Origin of the sequence: Serratia sp. C2(1) (assembly GCF_036352655.1) — a bacterium.
GTDB lineage: Bacteria > Pseudomonadota > Gammaproteobacteria > Enterobacterales > Enterobacteriaceae > Serratia > Serratia inhibens.
In genome coordinates, this window is the sequence record NZ_JAZFBA010000001.1 from 871,502 (window position 1) to 893,826 (window position 22,325).

Here is a 22,325-nt window from a genome sequence, read left to right on the forward strand (position 1 = left end):
TATTGAGGCGTCATCCGTGACGCCGGCTTAATTAGCGCGGTCGCAGATCGACCACGCGTTGGGCCTTGCCTTCCGAACGCGGAATGTCGCCGCAGTTGGCGATGCTGACGTCGGTACTGACGCCGATAATCGATTTGATGTGGTGACGCAACTGGTGGCAGATATCGCAGCGCTGCTGGTGGCTGAGGCCAAGCGCCGACTCCTTCAGCTCAACGCGCACCGCCAGGGTATCCAGATGCCCGCTGCGGCTGACCTGCAACTGGTAGTGCGGCGACAGCTGTTCGAATTGCATAATCTGCTCTTCGACCTGCGACGGGAACACGTTGACGCCGCGAATGATCAGCATGTCGTCCGAACGGCCGGTGATTTTCCCCATGCGCCGCATCCGGCGCGCATCGCCCGGCAGCAGGCAGGTGAGATCGCGGGTGCGGTAGCGGATCACCGGCAGCGCCTCTTTGGTCAGGGTGGTGAACACCAGCTCGCCGTGTTGGCCGTCCGGCAGGACTTCGCCGTTCTCCGGGCAGATGATCTCCGGCAGGAAATGATCCTCCCAGATGGTCGAGCCGCCGCCGCTTTCGGCGCACTCCATCGCAACGCCTGGCCCCATCACTTCGGACAGTCCATAAATATCCAGCGCCTTGATGCCCAGCCGGGACTCAATCTCGTGGCGCAATGCCTCGGTCCAGGGTTCGGCACCGAACACACCGAGACGCAGCGAACAGCTGCGGGCATCGCCGCCCATTTTGCGTTCCAGTTCGTCGATCAGCGTCAGGCAATAAGACGGCGTCACCATGATGACATCGGGTTTGAAGTCGAGGATCAGCTGCGCCTGCCTTTCGGTTTGCCCGCCGGATACCGGGATCACCGTCGCCCCGAGCCGCTCTGCGCCGTAATGGGCGCCCAGACCACCGGTGAACAGGCCGTAGCCGTAGGCCACATGGACCTTGTCTTTGGCGGTGGCGCCGGCGGCGCGCAGGCTGCGGGCGACGATATCGGCCCAGTTATCGATATCCCGTTGGGTATAACCGACCACCGTTGGCCTGCCGGTGGTGCCCGACGAGGCGTGAATGCGCACCACTTGTTCCATCGGAACGGCGAAGGTGTCAAACGGGTAGTTGTCGCGCAGATCTTGCTTGGTGGTATAGGGGAAGCGCGCCAAATCGCTCAGCTGTTTGAGATCGTCGGGGTGTACACCGGCCCGATCGAACTTGCGTTTATACATAGGCACGTTGTTGTAGGCGTGATGCAGCGTCCATTTCAGGCGTTCCAGCTGCAGCGCTTCTATCTCATCGCGCGAGGCGAACTCAATGGTGTCGAGTGGCCGTGTAAGGGTTGTCATAGTTAGCCTCGGAGAGTCATACCCGTTCAATGATCATAGCAATACCCTGGCCGACGCCGATGCACAGGGTGCAAAGCGCGTAGCGGCCGGAGCGCCGTTCCAGTTCAAACAGGGCGGCCAGCGCCAGACGCGCGCCGCTCATGCCCAGCGGATGCCCAAGGGCAATCGCGCCGCCGTTGGGGTTCACCTGTGGGGCGTCGTCAGGCAGGCCAAGCTGGCGCAGCACCGCCAACGCCTGTGCGGCAAACGCCTCGTTCAGTTCGATCACATCCATTTGCGCCAGACTCAGCCCGGCGATTTCCAGCACCTTGCGGGTGGCCGGCAGGGGGCCAATGCCCATCAGGCGCGGCTCAACGCCGCAGGTGGCGGTGGCGACAATGCGCGCGCGCGGCGTTAACCCCTGGCGAACGGCCATGGCCTCGGAGGCGACAATCAGTGCCGCTGCGCCATCATTCAAGCCGGAGGCGTTACCGGCGGTCACGGTACCGGGCTGGCGGAACGGGGTTTTCAGCGCCTGCAACTGTTCCAGCCGGGTATCGGCGCGCGGGTGCTCGTCCTGGCTGAACAGCGTTACCGCCCCTTTTTTGTCGGGAAGGCTGACCGGTACGATCTCCTGCGCCAATATTCCCGATGCCTGCGCTCGGGCGGCGCGCTGCTGGCTGCGCAACGCAAAGGCGTCCTGATCTGCGCGGCTGATTTTGAACTGCGCCGCGACGTTTTCGGCGGTTTCCGGCATGGAGTCAGTGCCGAATTCTGTCTGCATTTGCGGGTTGATAAAGCGCCAGCCCAGGGTGGTGTCATACAGCTGCGCCTGGCGGCTGAAGGCGCTGTCGGCCTTGCCCATCACCAGCGGAGCGCGGGTCATGGATTCCGCACCGCCGGCCAGTAACAACCCGGCTTCACCGGCCTTGATGCTGCGCGCTGCCATCGCCAGCGCGTCCAACCCCGAGCCGCACAGGCGGTTGACGGTGGTGCCGGAAACCGTGACCGGCACGCCCGCCAGCAGCGCCGCCATGCGCGCCAGATTGCGGTTGTCTTCCCCGGCCTGATTGGCGCACCCGAGGATCACATCGTCCAGTTGCGACCAGTCTACCTGGGGATGACGCTCCAGCAGGGCGCGCAGCGGTAACGCGGCCAGATCGTCGGCACGTACCTGAGCCAACGCGCCGCCATAGCGGCCAATCGGCGTGCGGACGCCATCGCAAATAAATGCCTGACTCATGGTTGCTCCTCTAAAATGCGGTGGCCGAGCCGGTGCGCGCGGCCGCGGAACCAGGCGACGGTTTTGCCCCGTTGGTTGACTATCTCTACGTCATACAGCCCGGTGGTTTTGCCCTGATGGCGCAGCTCGGCACGGGCGGTGAGACGATCGCCCGCCAGCGCCGGGCGGATAAAATCTATGCTGCAACCGGACGCCACCGCCGCCAGCCCCTGGCTGTTGCAGGCATAGGCGAAGGCGGTATCGGCCAGGCTGAACAGCTGGCCGCCGTGGCAGGTTTGGTGGCCGTTAAGCATCTGCGGGCCGACGGTCATGCTGACCCTGGCGAAACCGGCGTCGACTTCATCTACCTGCATACCCATCGCCTGCGCGCAGGTATCTTGTTGAAACATCCGTTCGGCGCAGCGTTGCGCCAACGCATGGGGCGTATTGGCGTTCATCATTCGGCTCCTGAAGAGAGGGATGCGTAGTGGCGCAGCAACGGCATTGGCCGATAGCGTGGCTCGCCGTAGTAGCGATGCAGATTTTCCAGCGTGGCGAGAATGTGCCCCCAGCCGAGCGCAGCACCCCATTCCAGCGGGCCGCGCGGGTAGTTGACGCCGCAGCGCAGAGCGCAATCGGTATCGTCGGCGCTGGCAACGCCTTTGTTCACCACGTCGAGCGCTTCGTTGGCCAGCATGGCGAGGGTGCGCATCACCAACAGGCCAGGGTAGTCCGGCAGTAAAATCACCTGCTTACCGAGGGATTGCAGCAGGCGCACCACCTTGTCGTTGTGCTGTGTGTCGTTTTGCATTGCGCAGCTGATGGCGACGCAGGGGGCTTGCGAATAGTTGGCGGACAGATCAAACAGCACCACGGGGGTTCCGGTTTCCTCGGCAATCTGGCTGGCTGTTTTACCATTGGTTAACATAAATGTAACTTCGTCGATCCGGGCAAAGGCGCTGGTCTGGCCAGGTTGTATGATCGCCTCCGCATTTCCCGTCGGCAATCCGGCCAAAAATGCCACGCCCGCTTCGTCGCCGTGCAGTTGAATGCGGCGTGGCGGCTCCGCCTGTGAGAGGGGCAGGCAGACGGCGGCCGGCGACGCTGGCTCGCCGTCATAACGATAAAAACCGCAGCCGCTTTTGCGGCCCAGCCGCCCGGCGGCCACCAGTTCTTGCTGCATCAGCGACGGCGTAAAGCGCGAGTCCTGGAAAAAGGCCTGGAACACCGACTCGGTGACGGCGTAATTGATATCCTGGCCAATCAGATCGGTCAGTTGCAGCGGCCCCATGGCGAAACCGCCGGCATCGCGCATCACCGCATCGAGCGTGGCGACGTCGGCCACCCCTTCTTCCAGCGCACGCAGGGTTTCGGCGTAAAAGGGCCGCGCCACGCGGTTAACGATAAACCCCGGCGTGGAGCGGCACAGCACGCTCTGTTTGCCCCATTGCCGGGCCAGCGTTTGCAGGGTGGCGACGGTGTCGGCGCTGGTGTCCAGCCCGCTGACGATCTCCACCAGCTTCATCAGCGGTGCCGGGTTAAAGAAGTGCAGCCCGGCCAGGCGTTGCGGATGCCGCAGTGCGCCGCCGATGGCGGTAATCGACAGCGACGAGGTATTGCTGGCGAACAGTGCGGCGGGCGAGCACAGGGCTTCCAGCTCGCGAAACAGGCTTTGTTTGATCGCCAGTTTTTCTGCTACCGCCTCTATCACCAACGCACTGTCGGCCAGTTGATTAAGCGCATCCACCGGCTGGATGCGGGCCAGCAATGCCTCGGTGGCATCGGCATCGGCCTTGCCGGCCGCGGCGCGCCGGCGCAACCGCATGCTCAGGGCGCTCAGCGCGTTTTGGGCCGCGCTTGCGGCGATATCAAACAGCTTTACCTGATGCCCGGCGTGGGCCGCCACCTGGGCAATACCTATGCCCATGGTGCCCGCGCCAATCACCGCCACGGTTCCGTTGAAGGTCGGCAGGCTCATGATTATTTCCCGCTGAAATGTGGCGTGCGTTTGGCGAAGAAGGCGCTGACGCCTTCACGATAATCGTCGCTGCGGCCGCCGAGACGCTGAAGATCGCGCTCCAGATCGAGCTGTTGATCGAGGTTGTTGGTCGCCGAACTGTAGAGGGCTTTTTTAATCAGCCCCAGCCCGTAGGTTGGCTGGGTGGCCAGATGCCGCGCCAGGGTTTGGGTATGGTCGGCTAATTCGCCTGCGGCCACCACCTGCCAGATCATGCCCCATTCCAGCGCCTGCTGCGCACTGACCTTGTCGCCCAGCAGCGCCATGCCCATGGCGCGGGCATGGCCCGCCAGACGCGGCAGGAACCAGCTGCCGCCGGAGTCCGGCACCAGCCCCAGGCGGCAGAATGACTGAATAAAACTGGCGCTGTCGGCGGCGATCACGATATCGCAGGCCAGCGCCAGCGCGGCCCCGGCACCCGCCGCCACGCCGTTGACGGCACAGACTATCGGTTTGGGCAAGGCGGTCAGGCGGCGGATCAACGGGTTATAAAAACGTTCGACCGACAGGCCGAGGTCCGGTGCCTGTTGCTCAACGCTGACGTTGCGATCGTTCAGGTCTTGTCCGGCGCAAAAACCGCGCCCGGCACCGGTGATCAGCAGGCAGCGGACCTCGTCGTCACGTTCGGCGCGGGTCAGCGCCTCGCTGAGCTGGCGGTGCATCTCGTCGTTAAAGCTGTTCAACCGGTCCGGTCGGTTGAGGGTCAAGGTCAGCACCCCGGCATCGAGGTGAGTGAGAATCAATGCGTTATCCATAAATCAGCGCCCCTGATAGTTTGGCGTACGTTTTTCGAAAAAGGCGGCGATGCCTTCACGACGATCCTCGGTGGCGGCCAGTGCGACAAACTGCTGGCGCTCAAAGGCCAGCCCCTGGCTGAGGCCGATTTCTTCCGCCTGTTTCAGCGCCTGCTTGGCGGCACGCAGCGCCAACGGGGCCTGTAAGCTGATGCGTTCGGCGATCTGCTGAGCGCGTTCCAGCGTCAGCGCATCGACGCACACTTCACTGACCAGCCCGGCTTGCAGCGCACGGGCGGCGTTGATGGTTTCGCCGGTCAACACCATCTGGCCGGCCAGGGATTTCCCGACGCAGCGAATCAAGCGTTGAGTGCCGCCCGCTCCCGGCATCAGGCCGAGGGTGATTTCCGGCAGGCCAAAGCGGGCGCTTTCGCCGCAAATAATGATGTCGCAAGCCAGCGCCAGTTCGCAGCCTGCACCGAGCGCGTAGCCGTTCACCGCCGCCAGCAGTGGTTTACCGAACTGTGCCAGCCGCTGCCACAGCAACGGGCGACGATCCGCCAGTGCTGCGGGCAGGTCCTGCTGTTGCAGTTCCCGCAGGTCGGCACCCGCAGCGAAGAAGCGCGCGGCACCGGCAATCACCACCGCGCCCACGCCTGCGTCGGCATCGGCCTGTTCCAGCCGATGCACCAGCTGTTCCAGGCAGGGAGTGCTCAGGGCGTTACGCGCCTCCGGGCGATGCAGCGTCAGGGTCACTACGCGCTGCCGCTGTTGCTGCAGGATCAAAGGGGTTTCCATTACCGGCTCCTATACGTCAAAGTCCAACACCACGCCGTCACCGCGTGGCCACGACTGGCAGCTCAATACGTAGCCCGCCGCCAACTGATCCGGCTCCAGGCTGTAGTTGACGCCCATCTCCACCTGGCCGGCTTTCAGCCGGCATTTGCAGGTGGCGCACACTCCGCCCTTGCAGGCGTAGGGCAGGTCGGCGCCCTGACGCAGCGCCGCGTCCAGAATGCTGTCGTCCTGTGCGCCGACCTCGATATTCAAACGGCGGCCATCGAGCAGGATCGCCACCCGGGTGGCGTTGCGGCTGCCGTCGTTGGGCGGGCGGGTGGCAATGCCGCTGGTGTTAAAGCGTTCGCTGTGGATATGCGCGGCCGGTACGCCGGCCTGTTCCAGCACGGTTTGCGCGTCGTCCATCATCGCCTCCGGCCCGCAGATAAAGGCGTGGTCGTAGTCGCGATAATCCAGCAGTGCGCTGCCGATAGCCGTCAGGCGTTCGCGATCGATACGGCCGCTGAGCAGCGGGCTGTCGAGGCTCTCCTGGCTGAACAGGTACAGCGGCTGGAAGCGCTGCGGATAGCGGTTTTTCAGGTCGCTCAACGCCTCTTTGAACATCACCGAGCGGCTGCTGCGGTTGCCGTAGATCAGTGTGAAGCGGCTGTTGGCTTCCAGCTGCAGCGTGGCCTTGATGATCGACAGCATCGGTGTGATACCGGAACCGGCCGCAATCGCCAGGTAGTTGCCGCAGTTTTCCGCCTGCGGCTGATAGCCGAATCGGCCCTGCGGCACCATGACCTCCAGCGCGTCGCCGACTTTCAACCTTTGGTTGACGAACGCGGAGAAACGGCCCCGATGTATCGCTTTGACGCCGATCTGCAGCAACCCTTCCTGCGGGGCGCTGCAAATGGAATAGCAGCGGCGCAGCTCTTCGCCGTCGACCCGCGCCTTTAACGTCAGGTGCTGGCCGGGGGTATAGCGGTAATGGTTTTTCAACTCGTCGGGTACGCGCAACGTAATGGCCACGGCGTCCGGCGTTTCGCGCTCGATGGCGGCGACGTTAAGGCGGTGGAAGACCGTCATGGTGTTCTCCTGTTGCAGGACGCAGCCTATATACATTTGAAATAGTCGAAGGGTTCCCGGCACTCGCAGCAGCGGTACAGCGCCTTGCAGGCGGTAGAGCCGAACTCGCTGATTTTTTCGCTGCGGGTGCTGCCGCAGCGCGGGCAGGGCACCGGGCCGTGGATCTCGGGTTTATCGCAGGTGTGGCCCTGCGGCGGCGCGACGCCGTATTCTCGCAACCGCGCACGCGCAGCCGCATTCATCCAGTCGGTGGTCCAGGCCGGGCTGAGGCGAATGGTCACTTTCACCGGGCTGAAACCGGCTTCGGCCAGCCGCTGCTCGATGGCGTCGAGCAGGAATTCGGTGGCGGGGCAGCCGGAGTAGGTCGGCGTAAAAGTAATGCGCCAGCCCGCGCCGTCCGGCTCCACATCGCGCACCATGCCCAGATCGGTGATCGACAGCACCGGCAGCTCCGGATCGCTGATCTGTTGCAGGCAGTGCCAGATTTGCGGGATTTCGGCGGCCTGCAGCCGGGTGATGTTCATGGCGGCCTCTTTACCAGTTGCTGTCGGGATAGGCGCGCTGCAGGAATTGCATTTCTGCCAGCAGCGGGCCGAGATGTTCGCTGTGCCGCCCCTGTTTGCCGCCGTGGCGAAACGCCTGTTCGGCCGGCGGCGTCAGGGTGGCCTGGTGCAGCGTGTCGTTCACCAGCGCCCGCCAGGGGGCCTCAAGTTGACGTGGATCGGCAGCGATGCCCTGTTCCGCCAATGCCAGCTCGAGGTCATCGGCATGGAACAGTTCGGCGGTAAAGCGCCACAGGTTATCCAGCGATTGCTGAATTTTTTGATGGCTGACTGCGTTGCCGTCGCCCAGGCGAATCATCCAGCCGCGGCTGAAGCGCAGGTGATAATCCGCCTCCTTCAGCGATTTGGCGGCGATAGCGGCCAGCTGCGGGTCGCGGCTGTGGCTTAGCGCCTGGTGCAACTGGACGTGGTAGGCGTCGAGCAAAAACTGCCGCACCAGGGTGTCGTTGAAACCGCCGTTCGGCTGTTCCGCCAGCAGCAGGTTATGGAATTCACGCTCATCGCGGCCAAAGGCCAGGCGATCTTCGCCGTATTGCGGCCCGGCCAGTTCGGCGGCATAGCCGAGAAAATGGCGCGCCTGTCCGAGCAGATCCAGGCCGATATTCGCCAGCGCCAGGTCGATTTCCAGCTCCGGCGCGTGACCACACCAGGCACACAGCCGCTGCGCGAGGATCAGCGGCGTATCGCTCTGACGCAGTACATAGGTAATTCGCGGATCGTTAAAGGTCATGGCCGCCTCTACATGTTCTTGATGCCGTCGGGAATGGTGTAGAACGTCGGATGACGGTAGATCTTGTCATCGGACGGATCGAAGAACGCCCCGCGATCTTCCGGCTGCGAAGCGATCAGATGGCTCGATTGCACCACCCAGATTGAGCAGCCTTCCTGGCGACGGGTGTAGGCGTCGCGAGCATTTTCCAGCGCCATTTGGTCGTCGGCGGCGTGCAGGCTGCCGACATGACGGTGCGCCAACCCTTGTTTGCTGCGGATAAACACTTCATACAGCGGCCATTCAGCGTGAGTCATTTTCGGTTCCTTAATCTATGCGGCGGTGGCGGCGTTTTTCTTCGCATGGGCCAGTGCGCCTTCACGCACCCAGGCACCGTCATCCCAGGCGCGACGCTTGGCCTGCAGGCGTTCGTGGTTGCATTGCCCGCGTCCCTTGATCACCTCGTGCAACTCGTTCCAGTCGATAGCGCCGAAGCGGTAGTGACCGGCGGCCTCATCCCAGGCCAGCTCGGCATCGGGTGCGGTCATGCCCAACGCTTCCAGCTGCGGCACGGTATTGTCGACAAACTTTTGCCGCAGTTCGTCATTGCTGTGGCGTTTTATCTTCCACGCCATGCTTTGCGCGCTGTGCGGCGAGTCGGTGTCGCTCGGGCCGAACATCATCAGCACCGGCCACCAAAACCGGTTAATGGCGTCCTGCAGCATCGCTTTTTGCTGCTCGCTGCCGTTAGCCATCGCCATCGCCGCTTCGTAACCCTGGCGCTGGTGGAAGCTTTCTTCTTTGCAAATTTTCACCATTGCCCGCGCATAGGGGCCGTAAGAGGCGCGGCACAACGCCACCTGATTGACGATGGCTGCGCCGTCGACCAGCCAGCCGATCACCCCGATATCGGCCCAGTTGAGCGTCGGGTAGTTGAAGATGGAGGAATACTTCATTTTGCCGTCGAGCATCTTTTGGTAGATCTCCTGACGCGAGCAGCCCAGGGTTTCGGCGGCGCTGTACAGGTACAGACCGTGCCCGGCTTCGTCTTGCACCTTGGCCAGCAGCACCGCCTTGCGGCGCAGTGTCGGCGCCCGCGTCAGCCAGTTGGCTTCCGGCAGCATGCCGACCACTTCGGAATGGGCGTGCTGGCCAATCTGGCGGATCAGGTTTTGGCGATAGGCGTCAGGCATCCAGTCTTTGGCTTCGATGGCGGTATCCGCCGCAATCTTGTCGTCGAAGTGCTGCTGATGTTGTGCGTCAGTTGTCATGCTTGCCTCTTGGTGATTCGTATTTTTCACATTAAACATAAAAATGTGAATCACGTTAATTCACTTTAAGGCTACAAACTGATAACAAAAAGATCAAACGGCCTTTATGTGGTTTTGCGATGTCTCTCACAAGATGTTTTGTTAGTTATTTGTTTTTATGTGGTTTATTGGATTAGGTAAAGCGTGTTTTTCAAGGGGTTTGGCTCGTGGATGGGTTGTCTTGTATGTTTTTTGTTAAATTTTGACTCGGCAGAGACTGGACAATATGTGATACGTAATTAAGCTATTTAGTGTAAATTTATGAATTCCGGAGATGCACATGCAGCAGTTACACAGTTACCTTTCTGGCGGCTGGGTGTTCGGCCAGGGGCAAGCCCGCGACATCCATCACGCCATTACCGGCGAACCGCTGTATCAGGTTTGCGCCGACGGTTTACCGCTGGCCGCCAGCCTGGACTATGCGCGCAATAAAGGCGGCAGGGCGTTGGCGCAGATGACCTTCCAGCAGCGCGCACAAATGATGAAAGCAGTGGCTAAACATTTGCTGGCGCACAAAGAGGCGCTGTATGAGATTTCATACCAGACCGGCGCGACGCGCAGCGACGGCTGGGTAGACATCGAAGGCGGCATCGCGACGCTGTTCGCCTATGCCGGCCTGGCGGGGCGTGAACTGCCGGACGATACCCTGTGGCCGGAGGACGAGCCGATTTCGTTATCCAAACAGGCGCAGTTCGCCGCGCGTCACGTGTTGACCTCGCGGCCGGGTGTGGCGCTGCATATCAATGCCTTTAACTTCCCCTGCTGGGGGATGCTGGAAAAACTGGCGCCGACCTGGCTGGCGGGCATGCCGGCCATCATTAAACCGGCTACCGCCACCGCGCAGCTGACGCAGGCGATGGTCCGGCTGATTATCGACAGCGGGTTGGTGCCGGAAGGGGCTTTGCAACTGGTGTGCGGCGGTATCGGCGACATGTTCGATCACCTGGATTATCAGGACGCGGTGACCTTCACCGGCTCGGCGCAGACCGGTCAGCGGCTGCGCGCACATCCGCGCCTGCTGGCGAAATCGATCGCTTTCACGATGGAGGCCGATTCGCTCAACTGCTGCGTGCTGGGGGAGGACGTCACGCCGCAAATGCCGGAGTTTGCGCTGTTTATCAAAGAAGTATGCCGTGAAATGACCGCCAAGGCCGGGCAGAAATGCACCGCCATCCGGCGGATTATCGTGCCGGCGAAGCGGGTGGCTGAGGTGCAACAGGCGTTACTGCAGCGGTTGGCCGGGGTGACGGTAGGCGATCCCAGGCTGGAACAGGTACGCATGGGGGCGCTGGTCAGCCGCGAGCAGCGCGATGATGTGCAGCAAAAGGTGGAGTTCCTGCTGCACCAGGGCTGCGAACCGCTGTGCGGCGCGGCGCTCGATAAGCTGGAGCTGGTCGGTGAAGGGGTGCAGAACGGCGCGTTTTATCCGGCCACGCTGCTGTATTGCGCCGATCCGTTTTCCCACCGGGCAGTCCATGGCACCGAAGCGTTCGGGCCGGTAGCGACGCTGATGCCGTATCATCAGACCGACCAGGCGATTGAGCTGGCGCTGCTGGGCCAGGGCAGCCTGGTGGGCTCTCTGGTCACCGCCGATGAGGCGCTGGCGACGCGCTTTATCCGCGCCACCGCCTGCGCTCATGGCCGCATGCTGATCCTGGATCGCCACGCAGCAACGGAATCTACCGGCCACGGCTCACCGCTGCCGATGTTGATGCACGGCGGGCCGGGGCGCGCCGGTGGAGGCGAAGAGTTGGGGGGATTGCGTGCGGTGAAACACTATATGCAACGCACCGCCATCCAGGGCAGCCCGGCGATGCTGGCGGCGATTGGCCGCGAGTGGGTGCGCGGGGCGACGGTGATTGAGGATCCGGTTCATCCGTTCCGTAAACACTTTGAACAGCTGCAACTGGGCGAAAGCCTGTTGACCGCCCGCCGCACCGTGACCGAAGCCGATATCGTAAATTTTGCCTGTCTGAGCGGCGATCATTTCTACGCCCATATGGACAAGATCGGCGCCGCCGAATCGCTGTTTGGCGAGCGTGTAGCGCACGGCTACTTTGTGGTTTCCGCCGCCGCCGGGCTATTTGTCGACCCCGGCGTGGGTCCGGTGATCGCCAACTATGGCATGGAAAACCTGCGCTTTATCGAACCGGTGAAAATCGGCGATACGCTCCAGGTGCGCCTGACCTGCAAAAAGAAAATCCGCAAGCCGCAGAAAACCGCAGAGGATCGCCCGCATGGCGTGGTGGTGTGGGATGTTCAGGTGTTGAATCAGCATCAGCAGGCGGTGGCGCTGTACAGCATTTTGACGCTGGTGGCGCGCCAGGAGGGCGACAGAGGGCAGGTAAACTGACCGGCAACCGATGCCGGCCATTCACCGCCGTGGGAACCGGGTTAAACCGCCGCGCTGTTGCAGACGATGCGGTTTTTACCCTCTTTTTTGGCCTGATACAGCGCGCTGTCCGCCATGTTGATAAAACCGATTGGCGTGTCGTTGTACATATGCGGCACTTTGGCGCAGATGCCAATGCTGAGGGTAATCACGCCGTGCGGATTTCCCTGATGCGGTATCTTCAGCTCACGCACCGCCTGCATCACGCGTTCGGCGAAAATCATCGCCCCCTGGGCGTCGGTGTCCGGCAATATGATGCTCATTTCTTCGCCGCCGTAGCGGGCCATGATGTCATTGCTGCGGCTGGCCAGCCCCTTGAGCATTTGCCCGATCTGCTGCAAGCATTGGTCACCGGCGACGTGGCCGTAAATATCGTTGTACTGCTTGAAATAGTCGATATCCAGCATCAGCAGCGCCACGCTGCGGTAGTTGCGCGCCGCGCGCGCCAGTTCGTTCTTTAAGGCGATATCAAACTGGCGGCGGTTGGCCAGCCCGGTCAGGCCGTCCAGCAGCGCCAGCTCTTCAAGCCGCAGATTGATGCTGGTGAGTTGATCGCGGGTGCGCATCAGCTCGGCCTCGGTGCGCATGCTGTGGTTTATCTGCCGCATCAACACCAGCCCCAATGCCAGCAGAATGGCCAGCAGGATAGCGCCGCCGGCCACAAACAGCCCGGAATCGTTGCGCCAGTCGGCCAGCACGTCTTCTTTCGACAGCCCGGCGGTGATCACCAGCGGATAGTGGTTGGTCCTTGAATAGCCATAAATCCTTTCCACCTTGTCGTATAACGAGGTGATGGTGGCGTTACCGAATTCGGAATGCGGCAGAATTTCGCGGAACAAGACACCCTGAGAGATATTTTTGCCGATCGAGGTGGTGGAATAAGGGCGGCGATAGAGAATGGTGCCGTCCGCCAGCAGCAGGCTGAGCGCGGCGTCGCTGTTAAGCGCGAAGGTGTCGTAAAACTGGCGGAAATAATCGACGTATAGCGTCGCCAGTACCACGCCGGCAAAACTGCCGTCCGGATTGTTTAAACGGCGCGACACCGGAATGATCAAATCGCCGGTCGAACGGCTGCGCACCACTTTGCCGATGTAGATCGCGTTGCTGTTGTGCTCAAGGTGGTATTTAAAATACTCGCGGTCAGCATTGTTGGCGTTCTGCACGAACCTTCCGGAGGAGGTGACTATCCAACTGCCGTGCGAATCATAAATAAACAGGCCGTGCAGTTGAGACAAATTGCCGACCTGTCCCTGCATCAACCTTTGCAGCCGCAACTGTTGCGGTTGGCCCAAGCCGTCGGTTTGAATGCGTTCGGTCAGATCGGACAGCGTATTGTCCACTTGCAAGAAAGTGTCATCGGCATGTTGCGCCAGCGAGCGTGCCAGATTGGCGGACTCATATTCGGCACTTTTCAGATCGCGCTGATGCGCATTCCAGATTTGCCAGACGTTAAACAGAATCAGCGTGGCGGCAACGATGATGACAAACACGCCAGCCTGAAATAATAACGGGGAGTTTTTACCCTTGTGCGGCAGATCGGCATCCTGCGGTTGCTGCTGTGTCATGTCACCCTTGTTATGTGATGTTTAAATAAAGTTAAGAACTATCTTACATCTTATTCGTTAATTCTGCTGACCACTACTCCCTTAAACACGTTACCCTCGGCAGAGGTTACAATTTGCCAGAAAATACCCAGAAATAAGAGGATTGCGAGTGTGTCTGACATCATCATCATTACTTTACTGACGCTGGCGGTGTATTACCCGGTGACGCTGGGCGTGTTGGCGTTGATGATATTTTTTGCCTGGCGGCGGCGTAAATCGCCTTATTGGCGTTTGGGGGCGGTGCTGTTAACGGTGCTGTTTGCGCTGTTCGCCATGGCGGCCTACGACTGGCATCACTATAGCTGATTGCCGGAGGCGCGGTGTCCGCCAGAGGCCGTGGGCACCGCGACGGGGTGGGGTGGGATTATTCAACGTTAATCATCCAATTGACGCCAAACTGGTCGGTCAACATGCCAAACCCCTTGGCCCAAAAAGTAGGCCCATAAGGCATGGTTACCTGTCCGCCCTGCGACAGCTTCTCAAACAGTTCACGCCCTTGTTCCACGTCGTTCGGATTGAGCGACAGGGAAAATCCTTTATGTGACGCGTCAGCGCCATCCTGCGGGCAGCCGTCGGAGGCCATCAGCGCGCTTTCGCCAATCAACAACCGTGCATGCATGATGGATTCCGGATCGGCATCCTGAGGGCCGCCCTGTTTCGCTTCCTCGGGCATCTCTTTGTAACGCATGATCATTTCTATTTTACCGCCCAGTTGCTGCGCGTAGAAATTCACCGCTTGTTCGCAATTACCGTTAAAAAATAAATAGGGTTGAATCAACATGACATTGACCTCGGTTATGGCCCATCAGGCTGTAAACCGGCCTGAGGGCGGGAAAAATGATTTCGCCTGGCAACTATTGCCGAAGGTGACTTACAAGTGTAGTGCGAATTGGGGTGAATGCCCGGTGGGCGATCACGCTCTGGCGCTTTGGTGCGTGGTCAAACGGATTGGACGAAAAAGCGGGATGGTTCATCCCGATTTGAACAGATTATCTGAGCGGTCAGGCTTTCTATACTCAGGGCACCTTTCACAAACGGAGCCATTGTCATGAGTAAGCAATCTTTGAATGGAAAAGTCGTGTTGATCGCCGGTGGCGCGAAGAACCTGGGTGGCCTGGTGGCGCGCGATCTGGCAGCCAGCGGCGCGGCGGCCATAGTGGTGCATTACAACAGCGACGCGACGCGGGCGGCGGCGGAAGAAACGCTGGCTGCGGTTAAAGCGACGGGCGCGCAGGCGATAGCGGTGCAGGGCGATCTGACCCGACCGGCCAACGTAGCGCAGGTGTTTGAGGAAGCGATTAAGGCGTTCGGCAAGGTGGATATTGCGATCAATACCGCCGGCCTGGTGATCAAAAAACCGATTGCCGAAGTGACCGAAGCGGATTACGACACCAGTTTTGACGTTAACGCCAAGGCGGCATTTTTCTTTATTCAGCAAGCAGGCAAGCATTTGGTGGATAATGGTCGCATCGTGACCATCGTCAGTTCGCTGTTGGCAGCCTATACGCCGTTTTATGCGGTGTACCCCGGCAGCAAAGCGCCGGTGGAGCATTTCACCCGCGCGGCTTCCAAGGAGTTTGGCGAGCGTGGCATCAGTGTGAACGCCATCGGCCCCGGCCCGATGGATACGCCGTTCTTCTATGGACAGGAAAGCAAGGAAGCGGTGGAATACCACAGCGGTGCCGCCGCGCTGAGCAAATTCTCGAAAACCGGCCTGACCGACATTGAAGACATCGCGCCCATCGTCAAATTTTTAGTCACCGACGGCTGGTGGATCACCGGGCAGACGCTGTTCGCCAACGGTGGCTATACTACCCGTTAATCTTGTTTTTGCTGCGGCCGACGCCGCAGCCCCTTTTTCAGGATGCACAGCCGGTGGACAAAATAGGGAGATTACGGGTTTTTATCCAGGTTGCCGAGGTGGGCAGTTTTATCCGTGCTTCGCATATTCTGTTGATGCCCAAAACCACGGTATCGGCGGCGATCCAGCAGTTGGAACATGAAATGGGTGCCCGCCTGTTTCATCGCACGACCCGCAAAGTGCAGTTGACCAGCGACGGCGAACTGCTGCTCGACAAAGCGCGTAGCCTGCTGTTCGACGTGAGCGCGCTGGACAGGCTATTTCAGCAAGAAAACGGGCCGATTAGCGGCCGCTTGACCGTCGATGTGCCCAGCCGTATTGCCCGGCGGATAATCGTGCCGGCACTGCCTGATTTTTTCCTGCACTACCCCGATATTCAGCTGTTTTTGAGCGCCAGCGACCGTTCAATCGATTTGATTCAGGAGGGAGTAGACTGCGTGGTGCGCGTCGGTAGCCTCAGTGACAGTAGCCTGGTCAGCCAACCGCTTGGCCGTTTGAGCATGATCAACTGCGCCAGCCCGGATTATTTGCGGCGCTACGGGACGCCGGAGCATACCGAACAGTTGGACGATCACTGGGTGGTGGGGTACGCGCAACCCAATCTGGCGGGCGCGGATACCTGGCTGTGGGAGCAGGAAGGACGAACGGTTGAAAAAACGCTGCGCAGCCGGGTGACGGTCAACAATGCAGAGAATTATATCGGCTGCTGCCTGGCGGGGCTGGGAATGATTCAGAACCCGAAGTTTGATCTCCAGCATCATCTGGATGAGGGCAGCCTGCGCGAGATTTTACCGCAGGCCCGGCCACCGGCGATGAGCATTGCGCTGCTTTATCCCCATCGGCGACAGCGTTCGGCGCGTCTCACGGCGTTTGCCGAGTGGTTCAGCCGTTTAATCAAGCCGTTTTGCGAAAGCTGAGCGGGGCGCAACATTACATCAACAGCTGCGCGGCAGACCCGTCCAAGAGAGCGGCAAAGGCGTAGATGACGGCCAGTATCAGCAGAAATGGCGTATTGCTCATCGTCTGTCTCCTGCGGAAGCGTTTATCGTCTTTTTTAGCCTATGCAGATGACAGTCAGATGAATGCGGTCGATTTTTGTACACGTAAATTCAGACAGACGGAAATGTGTAAACTGCTGATATTTGTCTATAGTAACAGTGTGAAGCTGCGTGTTTGTCGCGAATCACCCTGTATCGCGCTGCCGGTAACGGCAAGCATAGGGAAACATAGGTGTGAAAGTCTCGGTCAGGGTTGGCGCAAGTGCGAAACTTGGTGTGAACTTTTCGGCTGTGTTAACTGAAGGATATGAAATGTCAGTAGAAAATGACGTTAAAAACAATGTTGAACAGCTGTGTGACGGTGCAAAATCTGCCGCATGTGAAGTGCGGGCCGGTTTGAAAAACGTGGCCGGGCACTCCTGTTCTTACATTAAGGACAATCCCTGGGCTGGGGTTGGCGCCGGCGCCGTTGTGGGCCTGGTGATAGGATTTCTTTTAGGCAAAAAGTAAATAGGGAGAGTAAAAATGGGCATCATTTCCTGGATCATTTTTGGTTTAATCGCCGGTATCCTGGCTAAATGGATCATGCCGGGCAAGGACGGCGGTGGCTTTATCGTAACTGTTATCCTCGGGGTCATCGGTGCGGTGGTCGGCGGCTATATCAGTACCTTCTTCGGTATGGGTCGCGTAGATGGCTTTAACCTGGGCAGCTTCGTTGTCGCAGTCATCGGTGCCCTGGTGGTGCTTTTTGTCTACAGAAAGATCAGAAGCTAATCTGGTGCTGATCAACAGGGTCGCCGCGGCGACCCTTTTTCGTTAAATCATAGCGGTCGTGCGGTTTGAGCCGGCGGCCAGAAGGGGATGACCATGGGTCTGTTTGATAACGTATTGGGCAGTATTCTGGGGGGCGGCGCTAACGGCGGCAAAGGCATCGACTATGTCGCCATCATGCAATGGGTCCAGCAACAGGGCGGCTTGCAGGCGATTTTGGACAAGTTCCGCCAGGGGCAATTCGGCGATGTGGTCGGTTCGTGGCTGGGCAACGGCGAAAACCAGCCGATCAGCGGCGATCACGTTCAGCAAGTGCTGGGCAGCGATGCCATCAATCAGTTGGCCGAAAAGCTGGGGATCGATCCGGCTCAGGCTTCCAGCACTATCGCGCAGTTCCTGCCGACGGTGGCTGACGCCGCATCGCCAAATGGCGAAGTGCAGCAGGACAGCAACGAGCTGGGCGATATGGTCGGCAAGTTGTTCAAATAATATTTATGCCCCCGGCATCGGGTCGGGGGCATTGTTTAACCTAATGCCTTCCATCTCTGTCAACGCCTCCAGCAAATAATCCACCCATGCCCGCACCTTACCGGGAATAAACCGCGCCGCGGGGTAGACGGCATGCAGCGCCATCGGTGGGTAGCGCCAGGCCGGCAGTACCTGCACCAGCGTGCCGGCGGCCAGTTGTCGGCCAATCAATGGCCGTTGCGCACCGCCGATGCCCAATCCAGACTCGATGGCTGCCAGCAGCGAAAAAGTGTTGTTGGCGCGGAATACCGGCCGTACGTTCACCGTCTCGGCGCCCTGAGGGCCGATTAACGTCAGTGCATCGCCATCGCGAAGGCCGCTATAGCGAATGTGCGCATGGGCCGCCAGCGCTGCCGGTGTTTGCGGTGCGCCATGCGTCGCCAGATAAACCGGCGAGGCCACGAGAACGCGCTGTAACTCCCCCAACCGCCGCGCCACCGTGCCCGGTGCGCTCAGTTCGCCAAAACGAATCGCTATGTCAATGCCTTCGCCAATGACGTCCGCCCGGCGATCGTCCAGCAAAAGTTCAATATTCAGCTCGGGATGACATTGTTGAAAAGCGATTGCCAACGGCGTCAGATGCTGCTGGCCGAACCCCGTTGGCGCGTGAATGCGTAAATTCCCTTGCAGCCGTTGGTTTTGGCCGTGCAGATCTTCTTCCGCTTCGTTTAGCGCCGCTAAAATCGGCTTGATTTGCCGGTAATAGCCACCGCCGGCATCGGTCAGGGAGACGGCGCGGGTGTTGCGAAACAGCAGTTGTGCGCCCAGTTGCCGTTCCAGCCCGGCGATTTGCTGGCTGACCGCCGGCTGCGTCAGCCCCAGATCGCGGGCGGCCGCCGAGAGGCTGCCCAGCTCCGCGACGCGGACGAAAGTCTTCATGGCGCTCAGCTTGTCCATCGATCCTCCACATATAGAATTTACTTATAAGTGTTAGTTAAAAATGGCGTCTACCGCAAGCTTTGCTAATCGATCACAGTAGCTGCATCCATGATGAACGGGAGATACAACATGCAAAGCGGCAAACTGGCGCTGGTCGTCGGCGCTAACGGCGTTATCGGTCGTAAATTGATTGAGGAACTGGTCGTGCAGGGGTGGCAAGTGGTTGGCTTGTCGCGCCGCGGAGGCGTGGACCGGCCACAGGTGCGCTATCTGGCGGTTGATCTGCTGGATGCGCAGGCGACGCGCGACGCACTGCAACCCCTCACGCAGGTCAGCCACATCTTCTATGCCGCCTATCAGGACGCGCCAGATTGGGCGGGGCTGGTGGCACCGAACCTGACGATGCTGGCGAACGTGGTGGAAACGTTGGAGCCGGTGGCGCAAGGGCTGGAGCACATCAGCCTGATGCAGGGTTACAAGGTATACGGCGCGCATTTGGGGCCATTTAAAACCCCGGCGCGGGAAAGCGACGCCGGGCATATGCCGCCGGAGTTTAATGTGGATCAACAAAACTACCTTGAGCGGCGCCAGCAGGGTAAACGCTGGCACTGGAGCGCGATTCGCCCCAGCGTGGTCGGCGGGTTTTCGCTCGGTAATCCAATGAATCTGGCGCTGACCCTTGCCGTTTATGCCTCAATCAGCAAGGCGCTGGGGCTGCCGCTGCGTTTTCCCGGCAGACCGGGCGCTTACCACAGCCTGTTGGAAATGACCGATGCCGGCCTGCTGGCGCGCGCTACGCTATGGGCGGCGACGGAGCCTGCAGCGGCCAATCAGGCCTTTAACATCAACAATGGCGATGTATTCCGCTGGAGCGAGATGTGGCCGAAAATTGCCGATTATTTTGGTCTGGAGACGGCGCCGTCGCTGCCTATGCCGCTGGAGCAGATGATGGCGGACAAAGCCGAATTGTGGCAGGCCCTCGCGCAGCAGCATGACCTGGCGGTGACGGATTACCAGACGGTGACCGGCTGGCGCTTTGCCGATTTTGTCTTCTCGTGGGACTACGACATGTTTGCCGATGGCAGCAAGGCGAGACGTTTTGGCTTTACCCAATTTGTCGAAACCGAAGCGATGTTCTTTGCGCTGTTTGATGAGTTCCGTCAGAGAAAGATTATTCCCTAGCGCCTGCTGGCGGGGTGAGCGCGTTTTGTGGCACTCTTTGACTGCCGCCCGTTCGGGCGGCCAAAGCGGCCGTCAGCCTGACCGGTCCGGGGATGATGAGGACATAAACGTGACAGGGATTACCGCCATACTGACGCTTTTGCTGGCGCTGGTGACCATTGCGCCACTCTCAAAGCATGCGGCTTGGTGGATTCGGATATGGGATTTTCCACGCCTGCAAATATTGACGCTTTCATTACTGGTGTTATTGCTTAACCTGCTTTTTCTGCCCCTGGCCTCGCCGCTGGTATGGGGCATGGTGGCGATGAACCTGGCCTGCGCGGCGTATCAGGCGGTATGGATTTTCCCTTATACCCGGCTGAGCAAGCCCCAGGTAATGGATTTTACCGGCTATCAGCATAAGCCGCGCTTGCGCATTCTGGTGTGCAATGTGTTAACCCCCAATCGGCAGGCGGATAAACTGCTGGCGCTGGTGGCGACCGAGCGGCCGGATGTGCTGGTGGCAGTGGAAACCGACAGCTGGTGGGAGCACCGATTGGCGCCGCTGGAACAGGATTATCCCCACAGTTTGAAATGCCCGCAGGATAATCTTTACGGCATGCATGTTTATTCGCGGCTGAAACTCAGCGATGCGGAAATTCAGTACCTGGTGGATAAAGAAATTCCGTCGATGCACATGATGGTGCATTTGCCGCAAGGGCAGCAGGTGCGCCTGCATTGCGTGCATCCGATGCCGCCAAGCCCCACCGAGAATGAAGAGTCGGAGGATCGCGACGCCGAACTGGTCATGGTGGGCAAAAGCGCAGCCGAATCGACATTCCCGGTGATTGTGACCGGCGATCTGAATGACGTGGCCTGGTCGACGACCACCCGCTTGTTCCTTAAAGTCAGTGGCCTGTTGGATCCGCGTCGCGGCCGCGGTATGTTCAGCACCTTCCATGCCGGTTACCCGTTCTTGCGCTGGCCGCTGGATCACGTGTTCCACAGCGATGATTTTGTGCTCGGTTCGCTGCGGCGTTTAACCAGCGTCGGCTCGGATCACTTCCCGATTCTGGTGGAGCTGGTATACGCACCTAAGCTGGGCGCTCAACAGGAAAGTCTGGAGAAAGACGGCGAGGATGAGGCACTGGCGCAGGAAAAACTGGCCAATACCGATTCTTCGCCAGAGGACGTGCATACGCCGGGCGCTTGAAGTATCACCCCGCGGCATCGGCTGCGGGGTATTCATCTCAGAGGGTCAGCATAATCTTGCCGATATGCATGCTGGACTCCATCAAGGCATGCGCTTCGGCGGCCTGTTCCAACGGGAAAGTTTTGAAGATCTGCGGTTTTAACGCGCCGCGCTCCAGCAGCGGCCACACCTTCTGCTGCAAATCTGCGGCAATTTTCGCCTTATCCTCCACGCTGCGTGCGCGCAGGGTAGAGCCGGTGTGGGTCAGACGCTTGAGCAGCAGCGGCATCAGGTTCAATTCCTTGACCACGCCATTCTGGGTGCCGATTTGCACAATGCGGCCATCCATCGCCGCCGCCTGATAGTTCTTCGCTACGTAATCCCCGGCGATCAGATCGACAATCACGTCCGCGCCCTTGCCGTTGGTAGCGCGTTTGGTTTGCTCGACAAAGTCTTCGTTGCGATAGTTAATCGCCACATCGGCGCCCAGCGCCAGGCTGGCCTGACGTTTCTCCTCCGAACCTACGGTGGTGATCACATGGGCGCAGAACGCTTTCGCCAGCAGGGTGGCGACGGTGCCAATGCCTGAAGTACCTCCGTGGATCAGCACGGTTTCACCGGCCTTTAGATGCCCGCGCTGGAATACATTGACCCAAACGGTAAAGAAGGTTTCAGGGATGGCTGCCGCCTCAATCAGGCTCATGCTCTGGGGGACCGGCAGCGCATTGCTCTCATGCACTTTGCAGTATTCGGCATAACCGCCGCCGGCAATCAGGGCGCACACGCGATCGCCTGGGGCATAATTTTGTACCCCAACGCCGGTAGCAACCACTTCACCGGCTATTTCCAGACCGGGGATATCCGATGCTCCTGGGGGCGGCGCGTACTGGCCACGGCGTTGCATCACGTCAGGCCGGTTAACCCCGGCGGCGGCGACCTTCACCAAAATCTCACCCTGTTGCAATGTCGGCAATGGCCGCTCGGTGACAATCAGCACTTCCGGTTCGCCTGGCTGGCTGATTTCGATCGCTTTCATGGTATTGGGCAGCGGTGGGTATGCTGACATGGTCATTCTCCTCCGGTTGGGGTTCAGATGCAGTGAACAGTGTAGATAAGCACCTGCTGTAATTCATATTTTATCTTACAGAAAAGCCGATGGGAGAATGTGGATCATAGGGCGGTTTTCAGGGCGGGGAAAGG

The 22,325-nt window shown here is 59.9% G+C and carries 24 protein-coding genes; 9 read left to right on the forward strand and 15 right to left on the reverse strand.

Annotated elements, in window-relative coordinates; all coding sequences use genetic code 11:
• Positions 1–31: 31 nt before the first annotated feature.
• The 11 genes from paaK to paaA are packed head-to-tail and all read right to left on the reverse strand — an operon-like array spanning position 32 to position 9,700.
• The gene (paaK, locus tag V2S86_RS03960) at positions 32–1,339 is read right to left on the reverse strand and encodes a phenylacetate--CoA ligase PaaK (RefSeq protein ID WP_330761322.1); all 1,308 of its coding nucleotides are present in this window, start codon (positions 1,337–1,339) and stop codon (positions 32–34) included.
• A 16-nt stretch (positions 1,340–1,355) separates the two neighbouring features.
• Entirely contained in the window at positions 1,356–2,561 is a 1,206-nt protein-coding gene (gene pcaF, locus V2S86_RS03965) for a 3-oxoadipyl-CoA thiolase (RefSeq protein ID WP_330761323.1), read from the reverse strand.
• A complete protein-coding gene (paaI, locus tag V2S86_RS03970; RefSeq protein WP_330763153.1) occupies positions 2,558–2,998 on the reverse strand; it encodes a hydroxyphenylacetyl-CoA thioesterase PaaI in 441 nt (146 codons plus the stop codon). Before paaI ends, pcaF begins: the two co-directional genes overlap by 4 nt.
• Complete coding sequence (locus tag V2S86_RS03975) at positions 2,998–4,518, reverse strand: 3-hydroxyacyl-CoA dehydrogenase (protein WP_330761324.1); 1,521 nt, start codon at positions 4,516–4,518, stop codon at positions 2,998–3,000. Before V2S86_RS03975 ends, paaI begins: the two co-directional genes overlap by 1 nt.
• 2 nt (positions 4,519–4,520) lie before the next feature.
• The gene (paaG, locus tag V2S86_RS03980; protein WP_330761325.1) at positions 4,521–5,312 is read right to left on the reverse strand and encodes a 2-(1,2-epoxy-1,2-dihydrophenyl)acetyl-CoA isomerase PaaG; all 792 of its coding nucleotides are present in this window, start codon (positions 5,310–5,312) and stop codon (positions 4,521–4,523) included.
• 3 nt (positions 5,313–5,315) lie between these two features.
• The gene (gene paaF / locus V2S86_RS03985; protein WP_330761326.1) at positions 5,316–6,089 is read right to left on the reverse strand and encodes a 2,3-dehydroadipyl-CoA hydratase PaaF; all 774 of its coding nucleotides are present in this window, start codon (positions 6,087–6,089) and stop codon (positions 5,316–5,318) included.
• 9 nt (positions 6,090–6,098) lie between these two features.
• Positions 6,099–7,157 carry a 1,2-phenylacetyl-CoA epoxidase subunit PaaE gene (gene paaE / locus V2S86_RS03990; RefSeq protein ID WP_330761327.1) on the reverse strand — a complete coding sequence of 353 codons (1,059 nt, stop codon included), beginning with the start codon at positions 7,155–7,157 and terminating at the stop codon, positions 6,099–6,101.
• A 26-nt stretch (positions 7,158–7,183) separates the two neighbouring features.
• A complete protein-coding gene (paaD, locus tag V2S86_RS03995) occupies positions 7,184–7,681 on the reverse strand; it encodes a 1,2-phenylacetyl-CoA epoxidase subunit PaaD (protein WP_330761328.1) in 498 nt (165 codons plus the stop codon).
• Positions 7,682–7,691: 10 nt separating this feature from the next.
• Positions 7,692–8,450 (reverse strand): 1,2-phenylacetyl-CoA epoxidase subunit PaaC, encoded by a 759-nt coding sequence (paaC, locus tag V2S86_RS04000; RefSeq protein ID WP_330761329.1) that lies wholly within the window; start codon positions 8,448–8,450, stop codon positions 7,692–7,694.
• A gap of 8 nt (positions 8,451–8,458) precedes the next feature.
• Entirely contained in the window at positions 8,459–8,746 is a 288-nt protein-coding gene (gene paaB, locus V2S86_RS04005; protein WP_330761330.1) for a 1,2-phenylacetyl-CoA epoxidase subunit PaaB, read from the reverse strand.
• Positions 8,747–8,761: 15 nt separating this feature from the next.
• A complete protein-coding gene (paaA, locus tag V2S86_RS04010; RefSeq protein WP_330761331.1) occupies positions 8,762–9,700 on the reverse strand; it encodes a 1,2-phenylacetyl-CoA epoxidase subunit PaaA in 939 nt (312 codons plus the stop codon).
• 319 nt (positions 9,701–10,019) lie between these two features.
• Between paaA and paaZ the strand changes: the two genes are divergently transcribed.
• Entirely contained in the window at positions 10,020–12,092 is a 2,073-nt protein-coding gene (paaZ, locus tag V2S86_RS04015; RefSeq protein ID WP_330761332.1) for a phenylacetic acid degradation bifunctional protein PaaZ, read from the forward strand.
• Between the two features lie 41 nt (positions 12,093–12,133).
• Here the strand turns inward: paaZ and V2S86_RS04020 are convergent, their stop codons facing one another.
• Positions 12,134–13,696, reverse strand: a complete 1,563-nt coding sequence (locus tag V2S86_RS04020; protein WP_330761333.1) for a sensor domain-containing diguanylate cyclase — start codon at positions 13,694–13,696, stop codon at positions 12,134–12,136.
• Between the two features lie 150 nt (positions 13,697–13,846).
• On the opposite strand from V2S86_RS04020, the gene V2S86_RS04025 reads away from it, so the two are divergent.
• Positions 13,847–14,041, forward strand: coding sequence for a hypothetical protein (locus V2S86_RS04025; RefSeq protein WP_330761334.1), 195 nt, complete (start codon positions 13,847–13,849; stop codon positions 14,039–14,041).
• Positions 14,042–14,099: 58 nt separating this feature from the next.
• Here the strand turns inward: V2S86_RS04025 and V2S86_RS04030 are convergent, their stop codons facing one another.
• Entirely contained in the window at positions 14,100–14,516 is a 417-nt protein-coding gene (locus V2S86_RS04030; RefSeq protein WP_330761335.1) for a VOC family protein, read from the reverse strand.
• 267 nt (positions 14,517–14,783) lie between these two features.
• Between V2S86_RS04030 and V2S86_RS04035 the strand changes: the two genes are divergently transcribed.
• From V2S86_RS04035 to V2S86_RS04055, 5 genes are all read left to right on the forward strand, one after another.
• Complete coding sequence (locus V2S86_RS04035; RefSeq protein WP_330761336.1) at positions 14,784–15,557, forward strand: SDR family oxidoreductase; 774 nt, start codon at positions 14,784–14,786, stop codon at positions 15,555–15,557.
• A 53-nt stretch (positions 15,558–15,610) separates the two neighbouring features.
• Positions 15,611–16,513, forward strand: a complete 903-nt coding sequence (locus V2S86_RS04040) for a LysR family transcriptional regulator (protein WP_330761337.1) — start codon at positions 15,611–15,613, stop codon at positions 16,511–16,513.
• 393 nt (positions 16,514–16,906) lie between these two features.
• Positions 16,907–17,104 carry a glycine zipper domain-containing protein gene (locus V2S86_RS04045; protein WP_330761338.1) on the forward strand — a complete coding sequence of 66 codons (198 nt, stop codon included), beginning with the start codon at positions 16,907–16,909 and terminating at the stop codon, positions 17,102–17,104.
• Between the two features lie 15 nt (positions 17,105–17,119).
• Positions 17,120–17,368, forward strand: coding sequence for a GlsB/YeaQ/YmgE family stress response membrane protein (locus tag V2S86_RS04050; protein ID WP_153859874.1), 249 nt, complete (start codon positions 17,120–17,122; stop codon positions 17,366–17,368).
• Between the two features lie 93 nt (positions 17,369–17,461).
• Positions 17,462–17,854: a YidB family protein gene (locus V2S86_RS04055; protein WP_311992120.1), complete on the forward strand. Its 393-nt coding sequence runs from the start codon at positions 17,462–17,464 to the stop codon at positions 17,852–17,854.
• Positions 17,855–17,857: 3 nt separating this feature from the next.
• Here the strand turns inward: V2S86_RS04055 and V2S86_RS04060 are convergent, their stop codons facing one another.
• Complete coding sequence (locus V2S86_RS04060; protein ID WP_330761339.1) at positions 17,858–18,790, reverse strand: LysR family transcriptional regulator; 933 nt, start codon at positions 18,788–18,790, stop codon at positions 17,858–17,860.
• 111 nt (positions 18,791–18,901) lie between these two features.
• Between V2S86_RS04060 and V2S86_RS04065 the strand changes: the two genes are divergently transcribed.
• A complete protein-coding gene (locus V2S86_RS04065) occupies positions 18,902–19,954 on the forward strand; it encodes an SDR family oxidoreductase (RefSeq protein WP_330761340.1) in 1,053 nt (350 codons plus the stop codon).
• Between the two features lie 109 nt (positions 19,955–20,063).
• Positions 20,064–21,146, forward strand: a complete 1,083-nt coding sequence (locus V2S86_RS04070) for an endonuclease/exonuclease/phosphatase family protein (protein ID WP_330761341.1) — start codon at positions 20,064–20,066, stop codon at positions 21,144–21,146.
• Between the two features lie 37 nt (positions 21,147–21,183).
• Here the strand turns inward: V2S86_RS04070 and V2S86_RS04075 are convergent, their stop codons facing one another.
• A complete protein-coding gene (locus V2S86_RS04075; protein ID WP_330761342.1) occupies positions 21,184–22,191 on the reverse strand; it encodes an NAD(P)H-quinone oxidoreductase in 1,008 nt (335 codons plus the stop codon).
• Positions 22,192–22,325: the final 134 nt, after the last annotated feature.